General features: G+C 71.5%; 27 protein-coding genes and 7 pseudogenes. 16 read left to right on the top strand and 18 right to left on the bottom strand.

Annotated elements, in window-relative coordinates:
* Positions 1-27 precede the first annotated feature (27 nt).
* A complete protein-coding gene (locus ACFY3N_RS20280; RefSeq protein WP_390818054.1) occupies positions 28-393 on the bottom strand; it encodes a WD40 repeat domain-containing protein in 366 nt (121 codons plus the stop codon).
* Positions 394-448: 55 nt separating this feature from the next.
* Between ACFY3N_RS20280 and ACFY3N_RS20275 the strand changes: the two genes are divergently transcribed.
* Positions 449-682: a hypothetical protein gene (locus ACFY3N_RS20275; protein ID WP_390818053.1), complete on the top strand. Its 234-nt coding sequence runs from the start codon at positions 449-451 to the stop codon at positions 680-682.
* A gap of 15 nt (positions 683-697) precedes the next feature.
* Here the strand turns inward: ACFY3N_RS20275 and ACFY3N_RS20270 are convergent, their stop codons facing one another.
* Both ACFY3N_RS20270 and ACFY3N_RS20265 read right to left on the bottom strand, forming a co-directional pair.
* Positions 698-1,078: a transposase gene (locus ACFY3N_RS20270; RefSeq protein WP_390818052.1), complete on the bottom strand. Its 381-nt coding sequence runs from the start codon at positions 1,076-1,078 to the stop codon at positions 698-700.
* A 361-nt stretch (positions 1,079-1,439) separates the two neighbouring features.
* Positions 1,440-2,537: an amidohydrolase family protein gene (locus tag ACFY3N_RS20265; RefSeq protein WP_390818051.1), complete on the bottom strand. Its 1,098-nt coding sequence runs from the start codon at positions 2,535-2,537 to the stop codon at positions 1,440-1,442.
* A 189-nt stretch (positions 2,538-2,726) separates the two neighbouring features.
* Between ACFY3N_RS20265 and ACFY3N_RS20260 the strand changes: the two genes are divergently transcribed.
* Complete coding sequence (locus ACFY3N_RS20260; protein ID WP_390818050.1) at positions 2,727-4,640, top strand: MMPL family transporter; 1,914 nt, start codon at positions 2,727-2,729, stop codon at positions 4,638-4,640.
* Here the strand turns inward: ACFY3N_RS20260 and ACFY3N_RS20255 are convergent.
* Positions 4,582-5,292, bottom strand: a complete 711-nt coding sequence (locus tag ACFY3N_RS20255; RefSeq protein WP_390818049.1) for a metallophosphoesterase — start codon at positions 5,290-5,292, stop codon at positions 4,582-4,584. The genes ACFY3N_RS20260 and ACFY3N_RS20255 overlap by 59 nt on opposite strands.
* A 113-nt stretch (positions 5,293-5,405) precedes the next feature.
* Here ACFY3N_RS20255 and ACFY3N_RS20250 point away from each other — a divergent pair, with 113 nt between their 5' ends.
* Complete coding sequence (locus ACFY3N_RS20250; RefSeq protein WP_390818048.1) at positions 5,406-5,597, top strand: hypothetical protein; 192 nt, start codon at positions 5,406-5,408, stop codon at positions 5,595-5,597.
* Between the two features lie 496 nt (positions 5,598-6,093).
* Positions 6,094-6,735 carry a lipoprotein gene (locus ACFY3N_RS20245; RefSeq protein WP_390818047.1) on the top strand — a complete coding sequence of 214 codons (642 nt, stop codon included), beginning with the start codon at positions 6,094-6,096 and terminating at the stop codon, positions 6,733-6,735.
* Positions 6,736-6,744: 9 nt separating this feature from the next.
* On the opposite strand, the gene ACFY3N_RS20240 is transcribed toward ACFY3N_RS20245, so the two are convergent.
* Together ACFY3N_RS20240 and ACFY3N_RS20235 are read right to left on the bottom strand one after the other, a co-directional pair.
* Positions 6,745-7,185, bottom strand: a complete 441-nt coding sequence (locus tag ACFY3N_RS20240) for an Lrp/AsnC family transcriptional regulator (RefSeq protein WP_390818046.1) — start codon at positions 7,183-7,185, stop codon at positions 6,745-6,747.
* Positions 7,186-7,190: 5 nt separating this feature from the next.
* Positions 7,191-8,549 (bottom strand): transaminase, encoded by a 1,359-nt coding sequence (locus tag ACFY3N_RS20235; protein WP_390818101.1) that lies wholly within the window; start codon positions 8,547-8,549, stop codon positions 7,191-7,193.
* Positions 8,550-8,687: 138 nt separating this feature from the next.
* On the opposite strand from ACFY3N_RS20235, the gene ACFY3N_RS20230 reads away from it, so the two are divergent.
* The 4 genes and pseudogenes from ACFY3N_RS20230 to ACFY3N_RS20215 form a co-directional block, all read left to right on the top strand.
* Positions 8,688-9,332: a TetR/AcrR family transcriptional regulator gene (locus ACFY3N_RS20230; protein WP_390818045.1), complete on the top strand. Its 645-nt coding sequence runs from the start codon at positions 8,688-8,690 to the stop codon at positions 9,330-9,332.
* A 7-nt stretch (positions 9,333-9,339) separates the two neighbouring features.
* Positions 9,340-10,122, top strand: coding sequence for an SDR family NAD(P)-dependent oxidoreductase (locus ACFY3N_RS20225; protein WP_390818044.1), 783 nt, complete (start codon positions 9,340-9,342; stop codon positions 10,120-10,122).
* 20 nt (positions 10,123-10,142) lie between these two features.
* Positions 10,143-11,183 carry an NAD(P)-dependent alcohol dehydrogenase gene (locus ACFY3N_RS20220; RefSeq protein ID WP_390818043.1) on the top strand — a complete coding sequence of 347 codons (1,041 nt, stop codon included), beginning with the start codon at positions 10,143-10,145 and terminating at the stop codon, positions 11,181-11,183.
* Between the two features lie 274 nt (positions 11,184-11,457).
* Positions 11,458-11,653 (top strand): annotated as a pseudogene (locus ACFY3N_RS20215) (roadblock/LC7 domain-containing protein); the annotation flags it as partial.
* Between the two features lie 324 nt (positions 11,654-11,977).
* Here the strand turns inward: ACFY3N_RS20215 and ACFY3N_RS20210 are convergent.
* Together ACFY3N_RS20210 and ACFY3N_RS20205 are read right to left on the bottom strand one after the other, a co-directional pair.
* Positions 11,978-12,118 (bottom strand): annotated as a pseudogene (locus ACFY3N_RS20210) (hypothetical protein); the annotation flags it as partial.
* Positions 12,119-12,255: 137 nt separating this feature from the next.
* Positions 12,256-12,978 (bottom strand): annotated as a pseudogene (locus tag ACFY3N_RS20205) (transposase); the annotation flags it as partial.
* A gap of 289 nt (positions 12,979-13,267) precedes the next feature.
* Here ACFY3N_RS20205 and ACFY3N_RS20200 point away from each other — a divergent pair.
* Positions 13,268-13,411, top strand: a pseudogene (locus ACFY3N_RS20200) (IS5/IS1182 family transposase); the annotation flags it as partial.
* Positions 13,412-13,526: 115 nt separating this feature from the next.
* Here ACFY3N_RS20200 and ACFY3N_RS20195 read toward each other — a convergent pair.
* Entirely contained in the window at positions 13,527-14,627 is a 1,101-nt protein-coding gene (locus ACFY3N_RS20195) for a serine hydrolase domain-containing protein (protein ID WP_390818042.1), read from the bottom strand.
* 614 nt (positions 14,628-15,241) lie between these two features.
* Here ACFY3N_RS20195 and ACFY3N_RS20190 point away from each other — a divergent pair.
* The gene (locus ACFY3N_RS20190) at positions 15,242-15,691 is read left to right on the top strand and encodes a hypothetical protein (RefSeq protein WP_390818041.1); all 450 of its coding nucleotides are present in this window, start codon (positions 15,242-15,244) and stop codon (positions 15,689-15,691) included.
* 190 nt (positions 15,692-15,881) lie between these two features.
* Here the strand turns inward: ACFY3N_RS20190 and ACFY3N_RS20185 are convergent, their stop codons facing one another.
* Positions 15,882-17,048 (bottom strand): alpha/beta hydrolase family protein, encoded by a 1,167-nt coding sequence (locus ACFY3N_RS20185; RefSeq protein ID WP_390818040.1) that lies wholly within the window; start codon positions 17,046-17,048, stop codon positions 15,882-15,884.
* A gap of 10 nt (positions 17,049-17,058) precedes the next feature.
* Complete coding sequence (locus tag ACFY3N_RS20180; RefSeq protein ID WP_390818039.1) at positions 17,059-18,039, bottom strand: helix-turn-helix domain-containing protein; 981 nt, start codon at positions 18,037-18,039, stop codon at positions 17,059-17,061.
* Positions 18,040-18,275: 236 nt separating this feature from the next.
* Between ACFY3N_RS20180 and ACFY3N_RS20175 the strand changes: the two genes are divergently transcribed.
* Complete coding sequence (locus tag ACFY3N_RS20175; protein ID WP_390818038.1) at positions 18,276-18,578, top strand: hypothetical protein; 303 nt, start codon at positions 18,276-18,278, stop codon at positions 18,576-18,578.
* A gap of 153 nt (positions 18,579-18,731) precedes the next feature.
* Here ACFY3N_RS20175 and ACFY3N_RS20170 read toward each other — a convergent pair whose 3' ends face one another.
* Positions 18,732-18,923 carry a hypothetical protein gene (locus ACFY3N_RS20170; protein ID WP_390818037.1) on the bottom strand — a complete coding sequence of 64 codons (192 nt, stop codon included), beginning with the start codon at positions 18,921-18,923 and terminating at the stop codon, positions 18,732-18,734.
* An 80-nt stretch (positions 18,924-19,003) separates the two neighbouring features.
* On the opposite strand from ACFY3N_RS20170, the gene ACFY3N_RS20165 reads away from it, so the two are divergent.
* Entirely contained in the window at positions 19,004-19,345 is a 342-nt protein-coding gene (locus ACFY3N_RS20165; protein ID WP_390818036.1) for a hypothetical protein, read from the top strand.
* Here ACFY3N_RS20165 and ACFY3N_RS20160 read toward each other — a convergent pair.
* A complete protein-coding gene (locus ACFY3N_RS20160) occupies positions 19,335-20,138 on the bottom strand; it encodes a nucleotidyltransferase domain-containing protein (protein ID WP_390818035.1) in 804 nt (267 codons plus the stop codon). The genes ACFY3N_RS20165 and ACFY3N_RS20160 overlap by 11 nt on opposite strands.
* Positions 20,139-20,213: 75 nt before the next feature.
* Between ACFY3N_RS20160 and ACFY3N_RS20155 the strand changes: the two genes are divergently transcribed.
* Positions 20,214-20,351 (top strand): DUF5999 family protein, encoded by a 138-nt coding sequence (locus ACFY3N_RS20155; RefSeq protein WP_390818100.1) that lies wholly within the window; start codon positions 20,214-20,216, stop codon positions 20,349-20,351.
* Between the two features lie 411 nt (positions 20,352-20,762).
* Here ACFY3N_RS20155 and ACFY3N_RS20150 read toward each other — a convergent pair whose 3' ends face one another.
* The gene (locus tag ACFY3N_RS20150) at positions 20,763-21,608 is read right to left on the bottom strand and encodes an NAD(P)H-binding protein (RefSeq protein WP_390818034.1); all 846 of its coding nucleotides are present in this window, start codon (positions 21,606-21,608) and stop codon (positions 20,763-20,765) included.
* Between the two features lie 97 nt (positions 21,609-21,705).
* Between ACFY3N_RS20150 and ACFY3N_RS20145 the strand changes: the two genes are divergently transcribed.
* Both ACFY3N_RS20145 and ACFY3N_RS20140 read left to right on the top strand, forming a co-directional pair.
* Positions 21,706-22,296 carry a TetR/AcrR family transcriptional regulator gene (locus ACFY3N_RS20145; RefSeq protein ID WP_390818099.1) on the top strand — a complete coding sequence of 197 codons (591 nt, stop codon included), beginning with the start codon at positions 21,706-21,708 and terminating at the stop codon, positions 22,294-22,296.
* Positions 22,297-22,512: 216 nt separating this feature from the next.
* Positions 22,513-22,770: pseudogene (locus ACFY3N_RS20140) on the top strand (WYL domain-containing protein); the annotation flags it as partial.
* Here the strand turns inward: ACFY3N_RS20140 and ACFY3N_RS20135 are convergent.
* Positions 22,710-23,009: pseudogene (locus tag ACFY3N_RS20135) on the bottom strand (Tn3 family transposase); the annotation flags it as partial. The pseudogenes ACFY3N_RS20140 and ACFY3N_RS20135 overlap by 61 nt on opposite strands.
* Before the next feature lie 88 nt (positions 23,010-23,097).
* Here ACFY3N_RS20135 and ACFY3N_RS20130 point away from each other — a divergent pair.
* The gene (locus tag ACFY3N_RS20130) at positions 23,098-23,703 is read left to right on the top strand and encodes a dihydrofolate reductase family protein (RefSeq protein WP_390818033.1); all 606 of its coding nucleotides are present in this window, start codon (positions 23,098-23,100) and stop codon (positions 23,701-23,703) included.
* 98 nt (positions 23,704-23,801) lie between these two features.
* Here ACFY3N_RS20130 and ACFY3N_RS20125 read toward each other — a convergent pair.
* The 3 genes and pseudogenes from ACFY3N_RS20125 to ACFY3N_RS20115 all read right to left on the bottom strand — a co-directional run bounded on the left by ACFY3N_RS20125 (position 23,802) and on the right by ACFY3N_RS20115 (position 25,883).
* A pseudogene (locus ACFY3N_RS20125) lies at positions 23,802-24,325 on the bottom strand (transposase).
* A complete protein-coding gene (locus tag ACFY3N_RS20120; protein WP_390818032.1) occupies positions 24,322-24,756 on the bottom strand; it encodes a winged helix-turn-helix domain-containing protein in 435 nt (144 codons plus the stop codon). Before ACFY3N_RS20120 ends, ACFY3N_RS20125 begins: the two are co-directional and overlap by 4 nt.
* A gap of 137 nt (positions 24,757-24,893) precedes the next feature.
* Complete coding sequence (locus ACFY3N_RS20115) at positions 24,894-25,883, bottom strand: aldo/keto reductase (protein ID WP_390818031.1); 990 nt, start codon at positions 25,881-25,883, stop codon at positions 24,894-24,896.
* Positions 25,884-26,094 lie beyond the last annotated feature (211 nt).

Raw genomic sequence — 26,094 nt, 5'->3', positions numbered from 1 at the left:
GCCGGGCCCGTACCGGCGCACGTCCGCTCAGGACGCCGAGCAGAGTGCGCGGGGGGCAGGGCCCGGTGGTACGTCGTCACGCCACCGGTCGGTGGTGAAGGCGCCCCTGGCCCATCTGCACAGTGACCGCACCGGGCCCACCGTCGCCTCGACGTTCCACACCCGTGCAGTGTTGTCACTGCCCCAGCTGACCATCGTGCTGCCGCCGGGGCTGAAGGCCACACCGGTGACGTCGGCGCTGTGTCCGTCGAGCGGATCGCCGATCTCGCGCCCGGTGGCGACGTCCCAGAGCCTGACCGTGCGGTCCATGCCGCCGGTGGCCAGGGTCGTCCCGTTAGGAGCTGTCCGGGCGATCATGTGACCGCCCCGTGCCTGGGCCGTTGTCGTGGGCATGGGGCGGGGCGATCCGACAGATGCCGAGTGGGAACGGCTGCGGCCGTTCCTGCCGGTGAGCAATGGACGTTGTGGCCGAGGACGGGATCCTCCCGAGGAGTACGGCCCCTGGAAGACCGTCTGTGAACGCCACCGCCTGTGGCCGGCCGACAGCACCTGGGAGCGTCTGCGGCAGCTCCGGGCCGCCGCCGACGCCGCGGGCGAGATCGACTGGGCCATCCCGGTGGACTCCACCATCGTACGGGCCCATCAGTGCGCGGCCGGTGCCCGGGCCGGACCGCCTCGGTGATCAGCTCCAGGCGGGTCAGGTCGCGCACTGCGGCCAGGACGTGGGTGGAATCGGTGCGCTGTGTGGTGCGCCCGCGCACCGGCCGGCCTCCATGAGACGGGCCCGCGCGAGGTCGAGGAGACGGTCGGCACGGTCCTCTTCGGCGAGACGGTCACGGAAGTCGGCCAGCACGCTGTGGTGGAAGCCGGAATCCTCCGGCTCCATGGCCATGGCGTACTTGAAATCGATGCGGCAGCGGACCGCCTGGGCTGCCGGTCGGTCCGAGAGACCGAGCGGGAACTGCAGCAGACAGACGGTGGCCAGTTGAGCAGGCGAGAGACCTGACCGCCCATCCCGGGGACACCAGTCGGCGAAGTCCTCGTCGCACCGCGGTCCATCCAGCCGGTCACGCACCATATCGCCGCGACGGAGTCGGCATCGCCCAGGTCCAGCCGGGAGCCGCCGAAGATCTCCCCGATGGTCGCCGGCATCGGGGGGAACACGTCGGCTCCGGTGCGGCGGGCGGCGTCCGCGGAGAACTCGCCCGACATGCTGCCCGCGGCCAGGAACTCGACCCGGGCGGCAGTTCCGGTCCGATGTCGTCCTGGATGCCCCCTGCGGTCAGCAGGGCGACGTGGTGGCCTGCCTCGACCGCGGCCTCCATCAGCGGTACGAGCGGCAGGATGTGGCCGTAGGCCGGGACCGCGCTGAACAGCAACCTCATGGTCTTCCTCGATGTCTCATGGTCGTACGGCGGTGCGCCTCGGGGGGACGCCGCTCAGTCCTTCTTCGTCCCGGTCAGCCGGGGGAAGAGCTGCGCGGCGTTGCCGGAGAACATCTGACGCTTCTCGGTGAGGTCCAGGGTGTCGGTGGCGGCCAGTTTCGCGGCGAGGGCCGTGGCCACGGGTGCGCTGGTGAAGGGGTAGTCGCTGCCGTAGAGCAGCCGGTCGGGCGACACGAGGTTCAGCAGCGCCGGCAGGGCCCGGGGCAGGGCGAAGCCCGCGACGTCGTAGTGCAGCTTCGACAGCGCTTCGATGACGTCCTTCGGCGGGATGTCCTCCATGGTCGCGAACGACGCGATCCGGTCGGCGAGTACGGGGAGTGCCGCGCCCGCGTGCGGAATGATGAAACGGATGCCGGGATACCGGCTCAGCACCCCCTCGTAGATCAGCTGCAGCACGGCGCGGGTGGTGTCGAAGAGGAACTCGACGATGGGGCGCGGCCGGTTCAGCGCGGTCGACTCCCAGCAGGCGGGTGAGGTCGGGTGCAGGAAGACGACGGCCCGCCGCCGGTCCAGTTCCGCGAAGAGGGTGTCGCCGACCGCGTCCACCAGGTACGTGCCGTCGTAGTTGGTCTTCAGGACCACGCCGTCCGCGTGCAGCACGTCGAAGGCGTGCCGTGTCTCCGCCAGCGCCGCCGCGGTGTCCGGCAGCGGCAGTGAGGCGAACAGCCCGAAACGGTGCGGGTGCCGGCGGACGAGGGCGGCGCCCTCCTCGTTCACCTGGCGCACGAGCCGACGCGTCCGGGCCTCGTCGCCGAGGGCGAAACCCGGCGAGGACACCGACAGGACCGCGGACCCGATGTGCGCGGCGTCCATGAACCGCAGGGCCTCTGCGGCATTCCAGTCGGGGATGCCCGGCATGCCGTCGGGCTGTTCCTGACCAGCGTCGATCAGCGCCTGCCGGTAGGCGGGCGTGATGTAGTGGGCGTGTACGTCGACGGCGCCCGTGAGCTCGAACTTCCGCCCGTCCTGCGCCTTTTCCGTGTCCGGTGTCGTGGCGAGCGCGGTCGCTCCGGCGGCGACGGTGGCGGAGGCACCCGCCACGGCGGCGACGCCGAACGTGCGGCGGCTGAGTCTGCGTTTGCGTTCGGACACTGTTTCTCTCCTTGCCGGGCGGCGCCACCGTGGCGCCGCCCGGCCGACATTAGGGCGGCCCGTGAACGGATCGGAAGCTCGACCCGCCCGTTGCCGGGAACCGTCAAGGAACGCGCAGGTGTTCCGTCAACTCCTGCGGCTTCCATGTCGTTTCGCTGACCGTTCCCGACAGAGAAACGAGCTCTGACCATGGCTGTACCGCTGCATCGATGGGGGATGTTCGCGGCGCGCCGACGGCGCGCGGTGCTGGCCGCGTGGCTGGTGCTGATGGCCGCGGTCATCGCGCTGGGCGTCCGGGCCGCCGGTGAGTTCACCGCCGAGACGGACATTCCCGGTTCGCAGGCGCAGAGCGCCCTCACCGAGATGAACCGCCACTTCCCCTCGTCCGAGCACCAGAGCGCCCAGATCGTCTTCGAGACTCCCGAGGACACCTCTTTCAAGTACCCGGCCATGGCCGAGGCGATGGGCAAGTCGCTGACCGCCGCGGCCACCGTGCCGGGGGTCACCTCGGTCACCGACCCCACGGCCACCGGCACGGTGTCACCGGACGGGCGTACGGCGGTGGCGCAGGTCCGGTTCGGCGCGGCCGAGCACGAGGCCGTTCCCGAGGACGATCTCGACGCGCTGAAGGACACCGCGGAGAGCAGCCGCGCGGCCGGTATCGACGTCCTCTTCGGCGGTGACGCCTACCGCGAGTCCGGATCGCCGGGCGGACCGGCCGAGGCGCTCGGCCTGCTGGTGGCGCCGCTGGTGCTGGCCGTCACCTTCGGGCAGCTGCTGAGCGCCGGCATGCCGCTGCTGATGGCGGTGCTCGCGGTGGGCACCGGCCTGGCAGCGCTGACCGGCCTGGCCGCGACATTCGACATCTACGAGAAGGCGCCGTCGCTGGCGCTCATGCTGGGCCTGGCGGTCGGCATCGACTACGCCCTGTTCATCCTCGCCCGCCACCGGTCGGAACTGCCGGCGGGCCGGGACGTCGAGGAGGCCGCCACACGGGCCACCGCCACCGCCGGAAGCGCCGTGGCGTTCGCGGGCCTGACCGTGATCATCGCGCTGGTCGGGCTGTCGATCACCGGGGTCCCGGCGCTGACCACCATGGGGCTCGGCGCCGCCCTCACCGTCGCCGCTTCGGTGGTCATGCCCCTGTTCCTGATGCCCGCGCTGCTGTCCGTGGCCGGCGGCCGGCTGCGCCCCGCGGCCGACTCGCGCGCCGCGCGCCGCGAACGGCAGGCCGACGACTCCGCCGCCGAGCCGCCCATGGGGGTGCGCTGGGCCGAGACCGTCGTACGCCACCCCTGGCGGGCCACCGTCGCCGTCGTCCTGCTGCTGGGCGCGCTCGCCCTGCCCGCCACGCAGCTGGCCCTGCCCGACGACGGCAGCGAGGCTACCTCGACCGCGGTACGGCAGAGCTATGACAAGGTCGCCGACTCCTTCGGTGCCGGTGCCAACGGCCCGTTGGTGGTGCTGGTGAGCGACGCGGCGGACGGCACCCTGAGGAGCACCGGTGAGCAGGTCGCCGCCGAGCTGGACGGGGTCGACGGCATCGCCCGGATCAGCCCCGCCGAGTACTCGCAGGACGGCGCCACCGCACGGGTCCAGGTCATTCCGGAGACCGGTCCCCGGGACGCGGAGACCACCGAGCTGGTCACCGAGTTGGAGGACCGTCTCGCGCCGCTGGCCCGGGCCATCCGGCTGCACGCCCCCGATCCCGTGCACGTGACCGGGGACGCGCCCCGGCTGCAGCAGGTCCTCAACAACCTGATCGGCAACGCCCTTCAGCACACCCCGGCCGACGCCGCGATCGACGTCACCCTCACGGGCGGTCGCGACGGCCGGGCCGTCCTGCGGGTCGCCGACTCCGGTCCGGGCATCGCGCCCGAGGAACTCTCGCGCGTGTACGACCGGTTCTGGCGGGCCGGGACCAGTCGCGGCCGCGCCGGCGGCGGCTCCGGCCTCGGCCTGTCGATCGTCCGCGCCGTGGTGCACGCCCACCACGGAAGCGTGGACATCGCCTCGGAACCGAACAGCGGCACCACCGTCACCGTCACCCTTCCCGCCCGCGTGGCGGAGAAGTCGTCCGCCGCCGGTCCGGTAAGGGACTGAGCGACGACACCCGGGGTTCCGCCGCCCGGCAGGGTCCGACGACTTCGCGGCCGGCGCGGCGACGTGGTTCATCGGCCGGAGCCGGCCGCCGTGGGGGTGGCCCGGCAGGTGCAGGTCCACGCCGTGCCGTACGGCCTCGGCCACGAAGACCGGCCGGTGGGCCGGCAGTACCGGCGTGCGGGCCGGGTCGCGGTCCGCCGGCGCCGCCGCGAGGCCGGGGCCGTCGTCGTGGGTCCTCGCCGGTGACCTCGTTGCCGCCGGCCATGTCGAAGGCCGGCGGCTCCACCCGCTCGCCGGCCAGGAGCCGCAGTCCCGGTTCCCGTACGTGCGTCGTCCCCTGTTCCGCGCCGCAGATGTAGTCGTGGTTGCCCGTCACGTAGTACGCGCCGTGCCGCGCCCGCAGCCCGCTGAGCGGTTCGACGGCCGGTCCGAGGCCGTCCACCAGGTCGCCGACGACGGCGATGAGGCCGGGCCGGGGCGCGTTCACCGTCGCCACGACGCGCCCGGTGAAGCTGCGGCTCAGGTGGACGTCGCTGACCACCGCGTTCCAGAGGCCGCGCGCCGACCTGGGCAGCCTGGCCAGTGGCACCGTGACCCGCTTGACGCGCGGGCCGCGCAGGACGCCGTAGATGTCGTAGCCGACCGCGGCCATGGCGGTCGCACCGCCAATCGGCCGGGCGGTGAACAACCGGCGGTGCAGCTCCGCGGGCGAAGTGGCGGGGGCCGTGGTGGGGGATGTGGCGGGAGGCGTGGCCGGAAGACGGCGTGCCGCCGGTCCTGCTCGTCCTGCTCGACGAGCAGCGCCGGTTCCGGGACCTGCTGGACCGGGGCCGACGGGTGGTGTCGCGGCCCCGGTTCCAAGGGTCTCTGAACGAAGGGGACTTCGCCTATCTGCTCGACACGCACGGCCCGCCGCGGAACCTTGTCGCCGGGCAGTCCTCGCGGAAGGGTTCCTGACGCCGGGCGGTCACGCGGCCGGGGTGCGGTGGCGGGCGGACCGTCAGCCGTCCGGTGCGGTACAGCTCCAGGCCCTGGTGGCACAGCCGCTCGAGGTGCCGGGTTGCCGTTCAGGACCGGGCGGCATCAGGTGGCGGCCTCGTGGCAGGTCCGGTCGGGCACGACGGCGGGCCGGGACTCCTGCGGCGGGCGCAGACCGTACGGGGACTCGGCGGGCACGGCGAACACACCGAGCAGGTCGATGCCGGAGCCCGATGGGCGAGTCCGTAGGCGGTGGAGCCGACGATGCCGGACGGCGGGACGTTCGGGACGGTCGTGGTCGGCCGCCTTTCCTCCGCCTTTCCTCGGAAGCGGACAGCGCGGCTGCCGGCCGGTCACCGGGGCAGGTCCTGCAGATCACTGTGCTGATCTGTGACGACGTACGGCATCTGGTTTTCGTCCGGCTGTCGGTGGCCTCCGCCAGGGTGTGCGCCTGGAGCGGGAGGGGGACGGCAGGATGCCGGTCGGGGTGGGGAACGCGGGGCGTCGGCCGGTGGGCGCGGCCGTGCTGGCGGTGCTGCTGGCGGGATGCGCGCAGTCCGGCGGGACGTCCGGGCAGGACGGGCGCGCGAAGCCTCCCCCGGCGAGCGCGTCGGCGAGTACGTCGGCGAGCGAGGGCGGTTCGGTCGGCGCGGAGGGCTCGGCGTGCGCGCTCCCGGTCTCCTTCGGCCTCGCCGCGCGATGGGAGGCCGAGGCCGTGGAGGGCGCCGGGGAGTTGGCCGCGCTGCTGCGGCAGGGGCCGGTGACGGCGGTGTGCGAGATCGACGCCAAGCCCGCCGGGCACATCGGCTTCCTGCGGGTCTTCACGGCCGAGCCGGGCGAGGACGACGCCCGGACGGTGCTGGAGGCGTTCGTGGCCGCCGAGGACGGGGTGGACGACGCGCGGTACACCTCGTTCGAGGCGGGCGGTCTGGCGGGCGTCGAGGCCGTCTACGCGTACACGAGCGAGCTGCTGGAGGAGACCAAGCAGGAGCACGCCTTCGCGGTCGTCACCCCGGACGGGCCGGTCGTCGTGCAGCTCGGCGGGATGGACACCGAGGAGCACCGGGCGATGCTGCCCGCCTACGAGTTGGCGAGGACGACCCTGCGCACGGCCTGAGTCGGCCGGTCAGCCCACGTCCCACAGGAACCGGTGGGTGTGGATGCCGAGGTAGGGGAACGACCGGACCTCCCGGACGCCTTCGACGGGCCGTACGACGTCGTTGACGAAGTCCAGGAGGGCGCGCGGGCTCGGGGTGACCACCTCCACGAAGAGGTCGAAGCCCCCTGCCGTCAGGACCGAGTAGACGACCTCGTCGCGGGCGTCGAGTTGGGCGGCCACCGCGCGCGGGTCGCCGTCCACACCGATGGCCAGCAGGGCCATGGTGCTGCCTCCCATGGCCATCGGGTCGGTGACCCCGACGATCTGCACCGCCCCTGCGTCCAGGAGCCGTTGGAGGCGCTGGCGGGCGGCGGACGCGGACAGGCCGACCCGGGGGCCGAGGTCGGCGTAGGCGATCCGGCCGTCGGTCTGGAGTTCGCGCAGGATGGCCCGGTCGATGTCGTCCACGCCGGTCAGCCCCGCGCGCCGGTCAGTTCGGCGAGGGCGGCGGCGAAGACCTCGGTGTGGGTGTCCACGTCGGCCTCCGTGGTGTCGGGGCACATCAGCGCCATGTTGTGGAACGGGGTCAGCAGGATGCCCCGGTTGGCGAGATAGAGGTGGAGGAAGTCCTCCAGCTCCTCGTCGGCGGCGGAAGCGGACCCGGTGCCGGTGCGGGGCGCGGGTGAGGCGAAGCGGTACTCGGTGCGGGCGCCGAGCCGGCTCACCGACCAGGGCAGCGCGTGGGCGTCGATCCCGGCGCGGACGCCCGCCTCGAACCGCCGGGACAGCCGGTCCATGCGGGTGAACGCCGCGTCGGTCAGGACGTGTTCCAGGGTGGCGCGCATCGCGGCGACGGAGAGGGCGTTGCCCGCGAGGGTGCCGCCGACGCCGCCCATGTCGATGAGGTCGAGGTCGGCGCGGTCCAGCAGCCGGTCGGCGAGTGCGGCGGACAGGCCGTAGGCCCCGGCGGGGACGCCGCCGCCGATCGCCTTGCCGACGGTGAGCAGGTCGGGCTCCAGGTCCCAGGCGGCCGTGCAGCCGCCGGGTCCGGCGGAGAGGGTGTGGGTCTCGTCGTTGATCAGCAGAGTGCCATAGCGCCGGGTCAACTCCCTTACGCCCGCCAGGTATCCGGTTTCGGGCAGGACGATGCCGATGTTGGTGAGGGCCGGTTCCATGAGGACGGCGGCGACGTCCTGGTGGGCGAGTTCGCGCTCCAGCTGCTCCAGGTCGTTGAACTCGGCGACGCGGCTGGTGAGCGTGACGTCGCAGGGGGCGCCCACGTTGCCGGGCCGGGGGGCGCCCCGGCCGTCGGGGCCGACGACGATGAGGGACTCGTCGACGCTGCCGTGATAGCTGTAGCTGTTCACCAGGATCTTGGGGCGGCCGGTGACGGCGCGCGCGAGCCGGATCGCCCACCGGTTGGCGTCGGTCGCGGTGAGCGAGAAGCTCCAGCGGGCCAGGCCGAACCGGCGGGTCAGTTCCGCGCCGACCCATTCGGCGTCCTCGGTCGGCAGCATCGCGGTCGCGCCGCCCTGTTCGGCGAACCGGCGGTGGACCGCCTCGGCCACCGGGGCGGGCGAGTGCCCGGCCATGGCGCCGGTGTCCCCGAGGCAGAAGTCGATGTACTCGTGCCCGTCGAGGTCGGTGACCCGGGCGCCCCGGGCGGTGTCGAGATAGCGGGGGAACGGTCCGGCGGTCTTGTTCATCCAGGTCATCGGCACCCGGCCGAAGAGATGGCCGGCCCGTGCGTACGCCTGTCGGGAGCGCGGACAGGCGCGCTCGGCCTGTGCTTTCTCGCGGCTCAGGAGGCGCTGGAGATGTTCGCGGTCCATGGGCACTCCGAGCGTGAGGACGATGGAAAACAACGTCATCAGCATCCATGGCGACGGATTCACGCGTCAAGACGACCTAAACAAGTGTCTCCATGGGTCATATGTCCCACTGGGACATTCAGGTGTACAGTCGAGGGCATGAACGAGGACGGGCGGCAGCGCAAGGCTCGGCGGACCAGGAACGCCATGGCCGCCGCGGCCGTCGACCTCATCCTGGAGCGCGGCCTCGCGGACACCACCGTCGAGGCGATCGCCGAGCGCGCGGACGTGACCCGCCGCACCTTCAGCCGACACTTCACCGGCAAGGAGGACGCGGCCCTGGACTTCGTGCGCGGCGACGGCGACCGGATCAACGCGCTGCTGCGCGAGCGCCCCGCGGCCGAGCCGCCCCTGCTGGCCTACCGGCGGGCCGTGGCGGCGTGGCTGGCCGACGAGGAGAACCCGGCCTGGCATCTACGTCCCCGGATGCGCGCGCTGCTGGTCCTGGTGGACCGTGAGCCCGCCCTCTTCGCCGCCTATGAGCGCATCCGGGTCGACGCCCAGGAGGAGTCGATCCGCATCCTCGCCGACCGGCTCGGCACCGACGACGTCCGGGACCTGCGCCCGGCCGTCGTGGTCGACACCGCCGCCGGCGTCCTCACGGCCGCGCTGCGCGTGTGGGCACGCCGCCCCGCCGTACCCGACTCGGGAGCCGCAGACCTCACCGCCCTGGTGGAGCAGGCCTACGACGCCCTGATCTCGGAGGCCGCGGCCGCGGCGTCCGACACCCCTCCCGAAGAGTGAGCACATCATGAGCACCACCCCCGTGACCGACTACGCGACCGAGTTCGCCGGCCGGACCGCCCTCGTCACCGGCGCCGCCTCCGGCATCGGCCTGGCCACCGCCCGCCGTCTCGGCGCCGGCGGCGCCAACGTGGTCATCGCCGACCACAACGCCGAGGGCGCCGAGAACGCCGCCGCGGCCCTGCGCGCCGAGGGCTTCCAGGCGAGCGCGGTCGCGCTGGACGTCACCTCCTCCGCTTCCGTCGAGGCGGCCGTCGCCTTCGCCGTCGAGACCTACGGCGGTCTGGACCTGGCCGTGAACAACGCCGGCATCGGCGGCCCCAGCGCCCCGACGGGCGAGTACGACGTCGAGGCGTACAGCCGGGTCGTCCGCACCAACCTGGACGGCGTCTTCCACTCCCTGCGCTACGAGCTGCCCGCGATCGAGGCGACCGGCAACGGCGGCGCCATCGTCAACGTGGCCTCCGTCCTCGGCTCGGTCGCCTTCGCGGGCTCCCCCGCCTATGTGGCCGCCAAGCACGGTGTGGTCGGCCTGACGAAGGCCACGGCCGCCGAGTACGCCGCCAAGGGCGTCCGGGTCAACTCGGTGGGCCCCGGCTTCATCGAGACGCCGCTGCTCGGCGCGTCCATGGACAAGGCCGCGCACGACGCCCTGGTGGGCCTGCACCCCGTCGGGCGGCTGGGCCGGTCCGAGGAGGTGGCCGAGCTGATCGTCTTCCTGCTGTCCGCGCGCGCCTCGTTCGTCACCGGCAGCTACCACCTGGTCGACGGCGGCTACACCGCCGTCTGAGCGGGAGAAGGAGTCATACCATGAAGGCGCTTCAGTACCGCACCATCGGCGCGGCCCCCGAGGTCGTCACCGTGCCCGACCCCGAACCGGGCCCCGGTCAGGTCCTGTTGAAGGTCACGGCGGCCGGTGTGTGCCACTCCGACATCGCCGTGATGAGCTGGCCCGCCGAGGGCTTCCCGTACGCGCTCCCGCTGACCCTCGGCCACGAGGGCGTCGGGACGGTCGCCGCGCTGGGCGCCGGGGTCACCGGTCTCGCCGAGGGCGACGCGGTCGCCGTCTACGGGCCCTGGGGCTGCGGCACCTGCGTCAAGTGCGCCGCGGGCAAGGAGAACTACTGCCTGCGCGCGGGTGCGCTCGGCATCTTCCCGCCCGGCCTCGGCCGCCCCGGCTCGATGGCCGAGTACCTGCTGATCGACGACCCGCGGCACCTGGTGCCACTCGGCGGGCTCGACCCGGTCGCGGCGGTGCCGCTGACGGACGCCGGGCTGACGCCGTACCACGCGATCAAGCGGTCGCTGCCGAAGCTGGTTCCCGGGTCGACCGCGGTCGTCATCGGCACCGGTGGCCTCGGGCACGTCGCCATCCAGTTGCTGCGGGCGCTGACCCCGGCCCGGGTGATCGCCCTCGACGTCACCGAGGAGAAGCTGCGGCTGGCCCGTGAGGTCGGCGCGCACGAGACGGTGCTGTCCGACGCGCAGGCCCCGGGCAAGGTGCGGGAGATCACCGGCGGGCTCGGCGCCGAGGCCGTCCTCGACTTCGTCGGGGCGGACCCGACGGTCGCCACCGCGGGGGCCGTGGCCGCCGTGGAGGCCGATGTCACCATCGTCGGCATCGGCGGGGGCTCGCTGCCCGTGGGCTTCGGGTCGCTGCCCTTCGAGGTGTCGGTGACGGCGCCGTACTGGGGCAGCCGGGGCGAGCTGGAGGAGGTGCTGGCGCTGGCCCGGTCCGGTGCCGTCTCGGTGCACACCGAGACCTACTCCCTCGACGACGCCCCGCTCGCCTACGAGCGGCTGCACGAGGGCAGGATCAACGGCCGCGCGGTGATCCTGCCCAACGGCTGACACACCGTCCGGCGACGGGAACACAGTGGAGGGGAAGGCGTCGACTCGCCTTCCCCTCTTGGCATTTACGACAGTCGGCGCAGAAGTGCACAGGGATCGGGCCCGATCCGGAGCGAAGTGGCGAGCAACCGTGGGAGACGGGGTGATGACGGTGTGTACCGTGCGGCGGGCGTCGCGGCGCGGGACCACCGGCACCGCCCCGCGCACCCGCGCGAAGCCCTGCCCTCCGCCCATGCCCGACTCCCCTTGGAGACCGATTCCGTGATCGAGTCACCGGACGGCCGTCATCGAGTCGGACCACGGGTACGCCCTCGTCGTACCGACCGGCCACGGCACCTGCGTGGCCGTGCACGGCGACGACGAGGTGCGTCTGGACCTGCTCGCCCATCGCATCCACTCCCAGGTCGCGCCTCGGTGAGGAGACGACGACCGCGGCGTCCCGAGGGAGCGACACCGGCACTCCGGCATGACCGGACCGCCCCAGGACCCGCCGGGCCGGCCGGCCGCTGGTCCCCGCGATCTGTCGACCGGCGGCGTCGCCCGGCCCAGCCGCGCCCATCCGGAGCGGCTGTCGCTGCCGACCGGCAGCGGCGCCGTCCGGGCTGCCCGCCGCGGATGGTGAGTCCGGTGTGGGCGAGGAAGGACCAGGGCAGCTGATCGTTCTGGCTGATGCGACGGATGATGCCTCGTTCAGTGGCGTCGGCAACGTCTGCGAGGTGGTCGCCGACGAGGTTGGCGCGTTCGCGCGTCTTGATCGCCGACCACAGCGGTTCCACCGGGTTGAGCTCGGGAGCGTAGGCCGGTAACCGCTCGAGGGTGAGCCAGTCCTGTTCGGCGACCCAGGTGCGCATTGCCCGGCTCCAGTGGGCGGACAGCCCGTCCCGGACCAGCACCACCGGATCTTCGGCGTGGAAGACCTTGGCCTGCTCGAGCACCTGAATGAGTGCGGCGGTGTCGTAACTTCCGGGCTTGAGGTGGAAGCACAGCCGCGGACCGCGGGCCTGATCAGCGGCGTGATACCCCAGGGCCGCGGCCAGTGAGGCACGTTTCCAGTCCAGCTCGGGGTGTCGGCGGGCAGGCTGGACAGCCAGTAGTCGATGGGCGCCTCGGCGCCTTCGGGCCACTCGGCCAGCAGCCGGCAGCCGGGCAGCACTCCATCCCACCAGCCCTGCTCGGCCGAGGCGGCCGCCCGGATCGGACGCTCGACGGCCTTGCCGCCCGGGCGGACGCGCACGGCGGCGAAGCGGGAACGTAACTCGCCGCGTAAGCCCTGCCGCCAGGTGAGGGAGGTGAACGCCTCCTGCCCGAGATCGTCGGCCAGGGCTGCCACCGAGGGGGCCCGGTGCCGGTAGCGGGGCTGGGGCCGGCAGCCGACGGGGCCCTTGCGGTCCGGAGCCACGGGCTGGGCGTCGAACGGGTGGGCGCTCACGTCCGCGCGGACGGCGAGCACGTAGTCGATTCCCCGCTGGCCCAGGCCGGCCCCCGGGTGGGCATGGGTGCCGTGGGCAGCATCGGCCACCACGACCGGCGGCCGCATGTCCCAGTCGGCCGGCGTGCCGAGCATGTCCGGCGCCAGCCGCCCCTTCTCGCGGTGCGTGATCTCGGGCGGAACACGGGTGATGGTGCGGCGGTCGGTGTCCGCAGCCCACTCCTTGGGCAGGAACAGCCACCACTGCAGCGGACAGGAAGCGGTGTCACTGGCGGCGTGGACGCTGACCGCGACCTGGCAGTTGGCGCGTTTGCCCAGGGCCCCGCAGTACTGCGGAGCCACGGCGACCGACGTGCGGGACGATCGGCGCCGCCGTCCATGCCGTCGGCGCAAGCGGCCGGCTGCTGCAGGCGTTCGCGGCGGTGCTGAACGTCACCGCCCGCCGGTGGAGGGAGGCGACGACCGTGCATACGGTGCGAACCGCCCCTCCCGGATTCTCCCGGCGCCGCCCTGGGTGCGATGCCGGAGGACCTGCGGCAGCAGGCCCACCTCACCTTCGTCCAACTCGCCGAGCGCACCGCTGCACTCGGCGATCCGTCCCTGGCCGTCCCGGCAGCCACCCTCAAGCGCGCGGCCGGCTGTCACGCCCTGCCGGCGGAATACCGGTCGGATCATGGTGCACCACCGTCTCGCCCGCGACCACGAGACTCTCACGGTCGGCTCCGAAGTCATGATCCACATCGCCTCGGTCGACAACCCCGCCAGGCGCATAACGGAAGAACCCGCCTCCGCCTGGTGAGGAACTTGCCAGGGCATCAAAGGCAATCCGCCTACTTCAAACGCCCTCTGAGACCACTCTCTGGGTCCAATTCGGGCCGAAGAAGCGGGGACAACTCAAGCCGTTAATGCCAGCCCTACCGGTCCTGGGCGCACAGGGCCGCGTCCACCGCCTGCTGGAGATGGTGCAGACTGTCCCCCTCGGCCGCCCGGGTCGTGGTGTAGACGGTCACGGTGCCGCGACCGCCCGTGGCCCTCCCGCCGCCCACCGAACCGCCCGGCAGGTCTCCGCCGTGGCCCCAGTAGACTCCGCCGCAGCCGAGCGGGATCGAGGCGACGCCGTAGCCGTAACGGCTGCCCGCCGGATAGACGTCGCGGCCGCCGACGTCGGTGGTGTCCCGGGTCATCAGGCGCACCGCCCAGCCGGGCAGCAGGTGCCCGCCGAACAGACCGTCCCAGAACGCGTTGAGGTCCTCGGGCGTGGAGACGAGCCCGCCGGACGCGCCGAACTCGTACCCCGGGAACTCGGTCACGTCCACCCGGCCCGCCTGCGGGTACGCCGGGTGGATACCGTAGGTGCGGGCGTGCGGTCCGCGCAGGGGGAGCTCGCCCTGCGCGGGCCAGTAGGTGTCGTCCAGGCGCAGCGGGCGCAGAATCGTGCGTTCGACGTACGTGCGGAAGTCGAGTCCCGACACCCTGTCGATCACCATGCCCAGCACCAGGTAGTTCGTGTTGGAGTAGTCCCAGTCGGCGCCGGGGTCGAAGACGGGTTCTTCCTTCAGGGCGAGGGCCAGTTGGTCCTCGGACGTGCCGGGCCGGCTCCAGTCGAGCAGCGTGGAGTACTCCGGCAGGCCGCTGGTCTGTTTGAGCAACTGCCTTACAGTGACCGCGTGTTCGGCGAGTTGTGGCACGTAGGTGCCCGCGCGGTCGTCCAGCCTTATCCGTCCGTCCACCACCAGGCGCATCACGGCTGCCGCGGTGAACGCCTTGGTGGTGCTGGCCAGCCGGAACCGGCCCTCCGGACCGACCATCGCACGGCCCGACTCCAGGTCCGCGACGCCGGCGGTACGCGTCCCCCCGCCGTCGTGCGCGAGGGCGCCCGGCACCCCGTCCCGCTCGACGAGCAGATCCAGCTGCCGCTGCACCGGGTCGTGCCCGCCGGCCGCCGCCGCGGGCGCGAAGGCCCCGGTGAGTGCGGCGGCGAGCAGAACCGCGGCGGCAAGGCGCTTGCGCTGCATGTTTCCTCCCCTGGTGGTGGCCGACCGACGCGGCCGGATCGTTCGCTCACCCACGACCCTGCCAAGCCCCCACCCGGAGATCACTGCGGCCAGAACCCGGATCGGACGGAGGCCAACCCCCTTGACACGGAACGACGTCCAAGGGACCGCCTCACCACACCGGCCAAGGACGTGAGGGGCGGCCGGGCCCGGCCGCAGCCGGTACGTCCACAAGCAGGGCATCCTTGCGGAGTTGTGCTTCATCCTCCTTGTACCAAGGCGTGGCATCGTCGCCCGCTCAGGACGGGAACGCCGGGTCCTCTTCGCCGCTCCCTTCGGAAGGAGGTTCCGGGGTGTCTCGAGCAGGTGATGCCGCAGGCGAGTCCGAGCAGGCCGAGACGGAGGCCCTCCGGCGACACGTGGTCCCGCCCAGCCCGGAGTCATGGACGATGCCCTTGCGGGTGATCCTCGAAGCGATGCCGCACGCCGGGGACAAGGAGACCCGGACGGAGGCCGGCGTCAGGCCGCGACGCGTGGCTCCCGGTTCACTTTCGGCCGATGTCTGTGCAACGGATGAGGCAGACGCCGTCAGCTTTCCCGCCCCTTGATGCAGCATGTTGATCATGCCTTGCCCAATGGCGCATACGATCGGTTTCGACGATCCAACTGATTTGATACGGGGAAAATTTGACGGCACACGGGACATACGAACGGCGGCACGGCTCATCGGGCGCCGAAACGCCCTGCGCTACCTGACGATCGGGGCAGCCTCCGCCCTGGTCGCGGCCTGCACCAGTGAGGGCAAAAAGCCGGCTCCCTCGGTCAGTACGACGGACGGGCCCACCGACCCGACTGCGACGCCGGTCTCCCCGCTACCGGTCCCCTCCGAACCGTCCTGGGAGGCCTCGCCAACGACTCCTTCGAAGACCACGGCCGGCGTGATGGGCCGGGCCTTCGACGTCTTCATCAAGGGCAGTCGGACCGTGGAGTCCACGAGCCCCGGGAACCAGACGGTCAAGGGCACGGCAACCGTGATGGCGGACGGCGGCGGCAACGGCGGCTTCACCACCGTCGCCCGCAGCTGACCGGCGTCGACGGGACGGTGATCCCCTGGCGGCCAAGGGCCTGACCACCGGTGTGGTCCGGGCCCGTCTCGCGGAGCGGGCGACTCTCAGCAGCCCGCCGGTAACCCGGCCACCCCAGTCGCGTCGTTCATGTGACAGACCCGGGCCCGGCAGGAGCCGCGGTCCCGTTCTGCCCTCACCCTCCGCCCGGTCAGCCCTCCGTGTGGAAGACCACCTCCGGGTGTGCGGCGGTCGGCCCGTCCAGCAGCTTCCGGTCCACTCCCTTCAGATGCAGGTCGAAGAACGCTGTCACATATGCACGAGTGATCTCCTGCGACCGCTTGCCCGACAGGGGCTCCTCCGGCGGCAGGAGGCCGAGTTGATCACCGAGGACGGGCACGTCCGTGAACGTGAAGTGTCCCGCGCCGGTGACGTCGATCCAGCGCTTCCAGCCGTCGAGGAGCGGCCAGTCGCGTATCCAGGAGCGGTCGCCGTCGCCGGTTCCCAGCATCATGAAGGGGCGCCCGCCCAGGCCCTCCGCCGGAACCGGCTCCATGAAGGAACCGTCCATGTTGGCCCCGGCGCGGACCCGCCGGTCACCCGCCATGGTCGTTGCGGCCGAGGCGCCGCCGATGGAGTGGCCGGCCATGCCGATCCTCGTGGGGTCGATCAGGTGGGCGAGCCGCCAGGCGGGGTGCCGGTCGGCGAGCAGCCGGTCGAGGAGGAAGGACACGTCCTCGGCCCGTCCCCTGGGCACCACGCCGTACCCACCGGAGGTGGTCTTCTCGCAGGCGACGCAGTTCAGGAGGCGCCCACCGGGAAAGGACGTGCCGACCGACTCGTAGGCGTGGTCGACGGCGGCGACGACGTATCCCTGACTGGCCAGTTCCTCGGCGAGCAGGGTCAGGGTGGAGCGATTGACGGTGAATCCGGGCGACAGCACGACGAGCGGGTGCTTCCCGCGTGCGGGCGGGGCGGCGGGGCGGGCGTTGGTGCGGGTGCGGCTGAGCGTCCCGGCGGACACCACGCCGGTCAGTTCCCGGTCGTCGATGAAGGCCTGGGCCTCGGCGGCGGTCATGTACGGGGCCGTCCGGCCGCCGCCGGGCCGTGCCGGGTAGTACATCGACACCATCAGCTCACGCGCCCCGGCCTCCGGCACCCAGGGATCGGGGCGGCTCCTGTCAACAAGGTGCACGGTGTCCCGGCCCACCGCGTACGCCCCGGTGGGCGGTGGCAGTTCGAGGCGCACGCGGGCGGCCTCGGCGGCCGACGGCGCCTCCGTGGGCGCGGGTGACGCGGCTCGGGCCACGCCCGTGCCGAGGAGGGCGAGGGAGAGGCCGAGTAAAGCGGCGGCTGCGCCGCGGGGCAGATGACTCATACCGGTGAGGCTAGGCAGCGGGCCCCGCACGGAGCGTCAGCCCACGGCCTGAACAGTGTCCGCCCCAGGGCGTATGCCGGTCTCCGCCCGTGGACGGACACGGGCACTTCCGCGTCCCTACGGGATGCGGGCTCGAGCGGTGAGAGCTCGTGGGGCGGCAGCACTTCCCAGGGCCGGACGAGTTGCCGAGGAAGCCGCCGGCCGGACCCTGTGTCGCTACGTCGTCGGCCCGGGAGACGGCGTCGAAGGCGTCGGTGTACTTCGTATCCCGGTCCCGCAGCAGAAAACACAGCGAGTCCATTCGGCACTCCGACGTCATGGCGAGATTCCTCGCCTGCTGGACGGTCCACTGCGTGGTGGGGTGGACGGTGACGCCGGCGAACTGTAGTCGGCGAGTGCCGTGCTCGACGAAGACCAGGGCGCACAGGCGCTCCAGCGCCACGGTGGCAAGGTGCGGGAAGCCGGCGGCGATGACGCCGTGGGCCTGGGTGGTGAGGAACTGGCGCCTGGTGGGGCCGGAGCGATGCGGGGCGGGGTCGGCTCCCGCGGACTGCAGGATCTCCCATACGGTGGACGGGGCGATGGAGTAGCCGAGGCGGGCGGGCTCGCCCTGTATGCGGCGGTGGCCCCAGGTGCTGTTCTCGCGCGCCAGACGGAGGATGAGCTGCTTGACGGTGGGCGCAGTCGGGGGCCGTCCCGGATGGCGGCGCCCGATGAATGTCCACTTCCAGAAGACCAGGCGTCGGTGCCAGGCCGGCAGCGTGACCGCGAAGACCTGACGCCGGCGCTCCCGTGGGATCGGCCGGGAAAGGACGGCGAGCCGGATCCGGTCGGCGGGCTCATAGCGGACCCGAGCGATCTGGCGGCACAGCACTGCGTTCTCGTGCCGCAGCGCCGGCACCTCCGCGTCCTTGACCACCCGGCTGCGCAGCACGGCAGCGGGCACCCTGATCGGATTCCGGACCAGCGCGGCGACGATCGACAGCGGCATCGAAGAACATCCCAGCCGCCGCGGAGGCCGTTGCCCCACATGGAGAAGCCGCAGGCCCCACTCAGAATCGTGTGTCCGAGCGGGACACGGTGTCCCAGGCGCTCGTGCTGATCTCCTTGCGTTGCTTCACCGGGATCCCCGCATCAGGCACCAGGAAGCCCGTCGTCAGTGGGCGAAGCTGTCGTTGTTCGCGAACCGGCGCATGCTCGACAACGCCGAGGGACGCTCTGCGGGAGGTGACTCAGCAGGAGTTCATGCTCCGGATGTGGGTGATCGGCCGGCTGGGCCCCGACGACAGGGACCCTGACTGGAGTCCCGAGGCGCTGGCGTCCGACACGCTCGGCGCACTGGCCTTCACGCCCCCACAGGCCGCTGGTCTCGCCGAGGGCTGGTGCGACCTTCCCATCGGGCAGATCCGCGAGCTGCGGTGGCACAAGAACCTGACGGACCATTTGGAAAGCCTGGTCGGTTACCTGGCGCCTGGCCGGGTCCGTGAGCGACTCGTCACCTGGACCGCGCTCCGACCGCTCCTGCCTTGACCAGCCCTCAGCGTTCAGGTCGCCTCAACTGAGGCACTTCAAGGCAAGGTTCAGCCAACCGGCGGTCGGAAATCAAAACGGAACCGACAGACCGGCGTCACGCAGTCGGGCCAGAACGACTGGCATGCACTGCTGGGCAGTCCTCCTGTCAGCTCACATCCCATGCGCGAACGGGCCGCCGCCAGCGAACGTCCACGCCGGCGTGCTGCCAGCCAGCCTCTCGGCGTCCATCCCGATCATGGCGTTCACGCCCTGCCCGCCCAGCCACTCCAGGAGCAGGAGCGTCATGTCCTCGACGCCGCGTTCCTCATCGATCTTCGGCAAACGGCCTCGGTTCCCGGTCATCACCCCGACTCCATCGAGGCCCCGGAAACGGTCGAGGGGCCCCAGTCGGCGAGTTCGGAGAAGCGTGCATCCGCTGCCCGATGCTCCAGGTCAACCCGAAGATACTGCCCCGCCTCGCGAAGATCGAGAAAAACCTGCTCCTTCGCCGCAAGCGGGCCCAGGAGGAGTTCTGGCTCGGCGAAGTCGAAGGCATCGACTCGCCCCTGGCCTTCCTCTGCGCCAAGCAGGACAAGGCCGCACGCCCCGTCAAGAGGCCGGTCACCGGCCTCGGCATCCTCCGCCCCGTCCCGAGGAAATGCAGTGATCCGCAACGAACCCCGGCCCTGCGAAGGGCACAGACCTCGCGGCGGCCGCACCAGCCGGTCGTTCTCAGCGGTGGCCGGCTGGCCGACTACGTCACCGTGGCTCTCCTCAGGACGTGATCTGTCTGCATACCTCGGCAGCCAGCCCGTCAGCGGCATCGAGCACGGCGGACAGAACATCCGGGGTCGTGCCGGACATGGTGAACAACCCGTGAGCGCGCGCCGCGAAGTCCGCAGGGGCAGCCGTGAGTTGACCCGCAGCCTGAACAGCTCCCTTTTCGTTCAGCACCCAGCAACCCGCGTGAGCATGCAGGCCCTGCACAAGGAGCCCCACCACGCGGAAGAGGCAACCGGCGACATAAAAGGCGTCTCCGCGAGCCGCTCCCTTGCGTGCGTTGGCCAGGGTGAAGGGAGCCTCCCACTGCGCGTCGGCGACCAGCGCCTCGCGCAACGGCTCCGGATAACGGCGGGTCTTCTCCTGCAGGGCCCGCAGTTCGCCACCGAGATCAGCAAGAACGCGTCCAACGGCCACCTCGCCGACATAGGCATGGGAGTACACCCCCAGCGGGTGACCGGCCTGAACGCCTACTTCGAAGCGCCCTGCCTTGCACTCTTCCCAGATCCGGTGAACGCGGTCCAGATCGCGGTAGATCCAGTCAACACGGCAGCCGTCGACGGTCAGCCATGCTCCACCGTCCACCCACGGCCCCCAACCGCCCGGTTCCGTCACCTCGACCGACTCACCAGTCAGCTCGGACGCGAGGAGACGCAAGGCGGCAGTGTCCAGCGGCGGCCGGTAGTACAGCCCCAGATCGAAATCGGAGTCAGGCCGGTGTGTTCCCCTCGCCCGGCTGCCGCCCAGACACACGCCGACCACTCCGCCGACATCGGTCAACCGCTCCGCGATCTCCATCAAACGATCCACAGCCCAGAGTCTGCAGAACCGGACCACTCACTACGACCCCATTTCTCAACGCCCTCCACCCCCATATCCGCCCATTCGGGTGAAGTGCAGAGAAGGAGCCTGCTGTGCAACGGCGTCGTCCTCTTCGAAGACACCGGCGAGCTGCCCCCCTCCGACGGCCGGGTTGTCGCTCCGCACCCGCCCCTTGTGGTCGTGGCCTGACGGCTGCCTGATCCGCCCGCACCGACCGCTCGCACCGGCACCACGGAAGACCTTGACGCCCACGTCACACCGGCCCTCCGAGCCGGACGGTCGGCACCGCACGGTCTGCCGCGGGACGAGCCGGCCGCCGGACAGCCTCGCGTCGTCCACGGCCCGCCGGAGGGAGCGAGGCGGCTCCGGCACTTATCACGGCGTGATGATCCGGCCCCGTGGCATCGCCCCGGTGGTCCTCGCCGTGAGAGTGACAGCAGAGGTCCACCACTGCCGGAGGGCACCACTGTCCGGCGGATGCCGCACGTGCGCAGGCCGGGGACGAAGGCGATGAGGTCCTGGACGGAGCGGCCGAACAGATCGAGCGGTTGCCCCTGTGCGTATCCCATCAGGTCGTCGGCTCGTCGGGCCGGGCAGGTGTTACCGGAAGACCGGCAGGTTGCGGGCGACCCATGCGCCGAAGGGCCTGGCCGGACGGCCGAGAACGCTCTCCACATCGGGGCTGATCGCCTGCTCGGCCGGCAGTGGGGCGCCGAGGATGTCCAGGGTTCCGTCGATGACCTCTTCGGGCATGAACTGCGCCATGTGGGCGTGGGCCTGTTCTCGGGACAGCTCCACGAAGGCGATTTCCTCGCCCAGGGCCTGGGAGATCACTGCGGCCTGCCGGCGCGGGCTGACGGTCTCGGGCCCGGTGAGTTCGTACGTACGGCCCGCGTGCCCCTCTTCACGCAGCGCGGCTGCGGCGACCGCGGCGATGTCGGCCGGGTCGATGACGGGCAGGGCCACATCGCCGAACGGGGCGAAGACGGTGCGTTCGGTGCGGACGGGTTCGGCCCAGGCGAGGGCGTTGGAGGCGAACCCACCCGGACGCAGGAGGGTGAAGTCGGCGCCGGAGGCGCGCACGGCGGCCTCGAAGGAGCGCAGACGGGTGTGGGAAAGGGCCTCGGGGCGGGTGGAGTTGATCTGGGAGGAGAGTAGGACGATCCGTTTGATCCCGGCGTCCGTTGCGGCGTCGATCAGGGCGCTCGGGCTTTCGCCGCGGCCGTTGAGCTCGCCGCCCAGCAGAAGGAAGAAGGTGTCGGCGCCGTCGAGGACGGGGCGCATGCTCGCGCTGTCCCCGACGTCGGCCCGGGCGGGCCGGACGCCGGCCGGGAGTCCCTCGGGCTGCGGGCGTCGCGAGACGGCTACGACCTCCTCACCCCTCTCGGCCAGCAGGGGCACCAAGGTCCGTCCGATGTTGCCGGTTGCGCCTGTCACCACGATCATGACGATCTCCCGAAATTAGTTAGTCGACTAACTTAGTTCGAAGACCGTAGCACGGTCCCACGGGCCGCTGTCTATAGTGAGTCGGGTGACTGACTCAATGAAGCCCCGGGCGCGTGCGGCCGACAAACGCCGACGGCTCACGACCGAAGCGGCCCGGGTCCTGCATAAGCAGGGCGTCGAGCGCACCACTCTCGCCGACATCGCGCGCGCGGCCGACGTTCCCGTCGGCAATGTCTACTACTACTTCAAGACCAAGGACGAACTGGTCCTGGCCGCGCTCTCCGAGCACCGTGCGCACCTGGACGAGCTCACCGGTCGTCTGGACCGGTTGCCCGACCCGCGCGACCGCCTCAAGGCCCTGATCGAGGCATGGATCGGCCAGCGCGAAGTCGCAGCCCGCTACGGCTGCCCCACTGGCACCCTCGCCGTCGAACTCGACAAACGCGCCGACGGCACCCTCGATGCGGAGGCCGGAACAGTGATCCGGCGCCTGCTGGAGTGGACCGGGTACCAGTTCCGCGCCATGGGCCTGCCCGACCCGGACGACCTCGCCGTCACCCTCATCTCCGCCTACCAGGGCATGTCGCTCCTGACCAACGCCCTGCGTGACCCGGACATCACGGCCCGCCAGGGAGCCCGTCTCCTCTGCTGGCTCGACTTCCTCGAGGCCCCGGACCGGACCGCCTGAACCGCTGCTGCTCGACGCCGACGAGGCCGTCACCGTCGTCGGCCTGCGCACGGCGGCCGGCGGCTCGGTCGCCGGGATCGAGGAGTCCCCGCCGCGTACGCTCACCAAGCTCGAGCAGATGCTGCCGTCCCGGCTGCGGTACCGGGTGAACACCCTGCACACCGCCGCCCCGGGGCCGGCACGGCCCCGGCCCTCAAGGTCTCTGCGGACACCCTTATGCCCCTCGCCGAGGCATGCCGCCGACGCGAGCGACTGCGCTTCGACCACGCCGGCCCCCGCCACGGCGCCAGCCCACGTTCGACCGAGCCGCACAGCCTGGTGATCTTCGACCGCCGCTGGTACCTGGTTGCCTGGGACATCGACCGCACCGACGTCTCGGCGAGGAGGTTGTCGATGACGGTGTCCATCATGGTGCCGACCACCGCCGCCGCCGACCCGTCACCCCACGCAGCCGTCAGGTCCAGGCCGACGTGGGCGTTGACGACATCGGCCCCGCACCGGTTGAGAACCGGGATGATGAAGTGGCGCTTCGCGATCACGCCGAGCTCGTGCGCGGCCACGCTGCCTCGTATGTGGCGTACGGCCCGGGCGGGGCCGAGCCCGGATCCGTGGACGGACGCGGTGGTCACGTAGCGCGGCAGGCCGGTCCAGTCCCAGCGGCCGTCCCCTCCGAAGCGGTGCCGCTCCGCCGGCCTGATCGGCTGCAGCGTCATGGGTTTTCTCGTCACTCCACAGCGCGGCCGATGAGTTTGCGGCTCCCGGCCGGTCCAAGCTCGTGACACCCCAGGAAAGGACACCGCCGTGTCGGAACTTCTCGTCGACTTCATCACCTCCCTCGACGGCCACGCATCGGGAGAGGGATGGCCCGGGTTCTGGGGCCTGGAGGGCCCGGAGTACCTCGCATGGCTCGGCGAGCAGCCCGAGGCCACCTACCTGATGGGAGCGAACACCTACCGCCTGATGTCGGGCTTCGCCGCAGGCGAGGTCCCGAACGGCCAAGACGAGTTCAGGTCCGAAGAAGAGGCGTCCGTCGACGAGCTCACGCAAGCGTCCAAGGTGGTGTTCTCCTCCTCACTCGAGGAGCCACTGACGTGGGCCAACTCCACGCTCGTCCGCGACGACGCCGTCGAGGCGGTCCGCGCCATGAAGTCGAGTGGCTCGGGGCTCCTCAGCACGATCGGCAGCCTCAGCCTGTGCCGGTCCCTGCTGCGAGCCGGACTCGTCGACCGCTTCCGGGTCGTGATGTTCCCGGTGATCACCGGGGTCACGGGCGAAGAACGCATCTACGACGGCTATCCGGACGTCGCCCTCGAGATGATCGAGCACCGCACCTTCGACGGCCGCATCCAGCTGGTCGAGTACAAGCCCCGCGTGCTCGACCACCCGCCGCTCGGCGTCCCTGCGTGACGTCGCCCCGTCCGCCGGTCCGGACGGCGGCCGGGCCGGCGCCGGCGTGCGCGGAGCAAGACCTACCGAGGTTGAACTCGTGATGTCGTCTTCGGTGATCAGGGGCTGATGGTCAGTCCTGTCTCGGTGAGGCAGCCGTCCATGAGGTGGCTGCGGTACTGGACGTGGCGGAGACCGCGTCGGATGGTCTGGACGAGGTGTTCGGGGGTGCTGAAGGCGACGTGGGAGGGCCAGCCGCGCCGCAGCGACCAGACACCTTCGACGGGGGTGAGGTCGGGTGCGTAGGGCGGCAGGTAGTAGATGGTCGGCCGGTCCTGGGCTGCCGCCCATTCCCGCAGGTCGGCGGCCTTGTGGACGTGGAGATTGTCCCAGGCCTGGACGATCGGGCCGCCGAGCTGCCGGTGTGCGGCGATCGGCAGGTCGCGGTAGTCGCGCCAGGAGGAACTCTTGCGTCCGTCGTGGTTGCCGTCGTCGCGGCGGGGCCGGTGGATCAGCTTCGAGCGGTGACAGGTTGTGCAGCAGGTCAACGCTGCGATGGGATGCGTCTGCGGGAGCGGCCGCGGACCCGCACCACCGGGGTTCGACCACGCTGTGACCAGGTCCTCGCCTGCGGCGGCGTCATGGAGAGGCCGGCTTCGTCCTCGAAGACGAGCCAGGCTCCACAGGCCGCCGCGAGTCTTCCGCGCAGGGCCGGGTCTCCTTCACCCAGCCGGCCACGGCCTCGTCGTCGTGTTCCAGGGCCCGGCGGGCGGGGACCTGGCAGGACCAGCCGCCTCGCACCAGCAGCTTGCGCACACGCTGAATGGTGTAGGTCAGGTGGAAGCGCCGGCCGATCACGGTCTTGATCCGGCTCAGGGTCCAGCGCTGGTCCTGCCGGCCGTGCGCGGCCGGCCCCTTGGCCAGCTCCGCCTCCAGTCGCGCGAACTGCTTCTCGCTCAGTCCCGGCAACGACGTCGGCCCCTGCGACCGCAGCGCACGCGGCCCGTCCTCCTCCCACGCCTGCCGCCACCGCTGCACCGACCGGACGCCGACGCGCAGGTCCTTGGCGATCACAGAACTCGCCTCGCCCCGGGCGAACCGCCGGTCCGGTCCGCGGTCGGCGTCTCTCCGCGTGCGGTCCGGCGTTCAGGAGATCGATAACCACCCCGCGCTCCCTACGGAGCCCCCTCGGGTGTGCGCACCTCCTCCGTCTACCGGTTGACGGACCGCATGCCTGCCTCGTCGTACCGCTCACCGGCCGCCTCGGGCAGCTCCGCGTCGATGCGGGCCAAGTCGTCCTCCGTCAGGTCGACGTCGACGGCGGCGGCGTTCTGCTCCAGGTAGGTGCGGCGCTTGGTACCCGGGATCGGCACCAGATCGTCGCCCTGAGCCAGTACCCACGCGATGGCCAGCTGAGCCGGCGTCACGTCCTTCTCAGCGGCGATCTCCCGCACCTTCGCCGCCAACCGCAGATTCGCCTCCAGATTGGCGTCCTGGAAGCGCGGGTTCTGGCGGCGCCAGTCGTCGGCGTCCAGGTCGTCCGGCGAGGTGAACCGCCCGGCGAGGAAGCCGCGACCGAGGGGCGAGTACGGTACGAAGCCGATGCCCAGTTCCCGGCAGGCGGGCAGCACCTCGGCCTCTACGTCCCGCGACCACAGCGAGTACTCGCTCTGCACAGCCGTGAGCGGGTGCACGGCGTGCGCACGCCGGATGGTCCGGTCGCTCGCCTCGCTCAGACCGATGTAGCGCACCTTGCCCTCGGTGACCAGTTCGCCCAGCGCGCCCACCGTCTCCTCGATGGGCACGTTCGGGTCGATCCGGTGCTGGTAGTACAGGTCGATGTGGTCGGTTCCCAGGCGCTTCAGGGAGCCGTGGACGGAGCTGCGGACATGTTCGGCCGAGCCGTCCTGCGGGCCGACCGTGCTGATGTCGCCCGGTACGGCGTCGTCCATCCGGTAGTTGAACTTCGTCGCGATCACATACTCGTCGCGGTGCCCCCGGATCGCCTTGCCGACGAGGGACTCGTTGGTGAGCGGGCCGTACATCTGCGCGGTGTCGAGAAAGTCCACCCCGAGGTCGAGGGCGTGCCGGATCGTCGCGACGCCCTCCTCCTCGTCGACAGTCCCGTAGAAGGCGGACATGCCCATGCACCCCAGGCCGATGGCCGATACCTGCAATTCCCGCAGACTGTGCTTCTGCATGTCGTGTCCCAGCCTTCCCCGCACGCTTGATCGTCCTTCGGGCGGCACGAAGTCCCCCGTCCATCCAGACACAGATGCCACCACCCGGCATCTCCAGGGGGGTGGGCGCTGAGACGGCCTCGTACGCCGTTGCGTCCTCGACGCCATGACTTCGAGCGCACTCCCTTGCAAGTGACGGGTGAGGAAGGCCTGGCTCCTGGTCGTGTCACTA

Origin of the sequence: Streptomyces sp. NPDC000348 (genome assembly GCF_042898795.1) — a bacterium.
Classification (GTDB): domain Bacteria; phylum Actinomycetota; class Actinomycetes; order Streptomycetales; family Streptomycetaceae; genus Streptomyces.
This window is presented reverse-complemented; position numbering and strand designations above follow the sequence as displayed.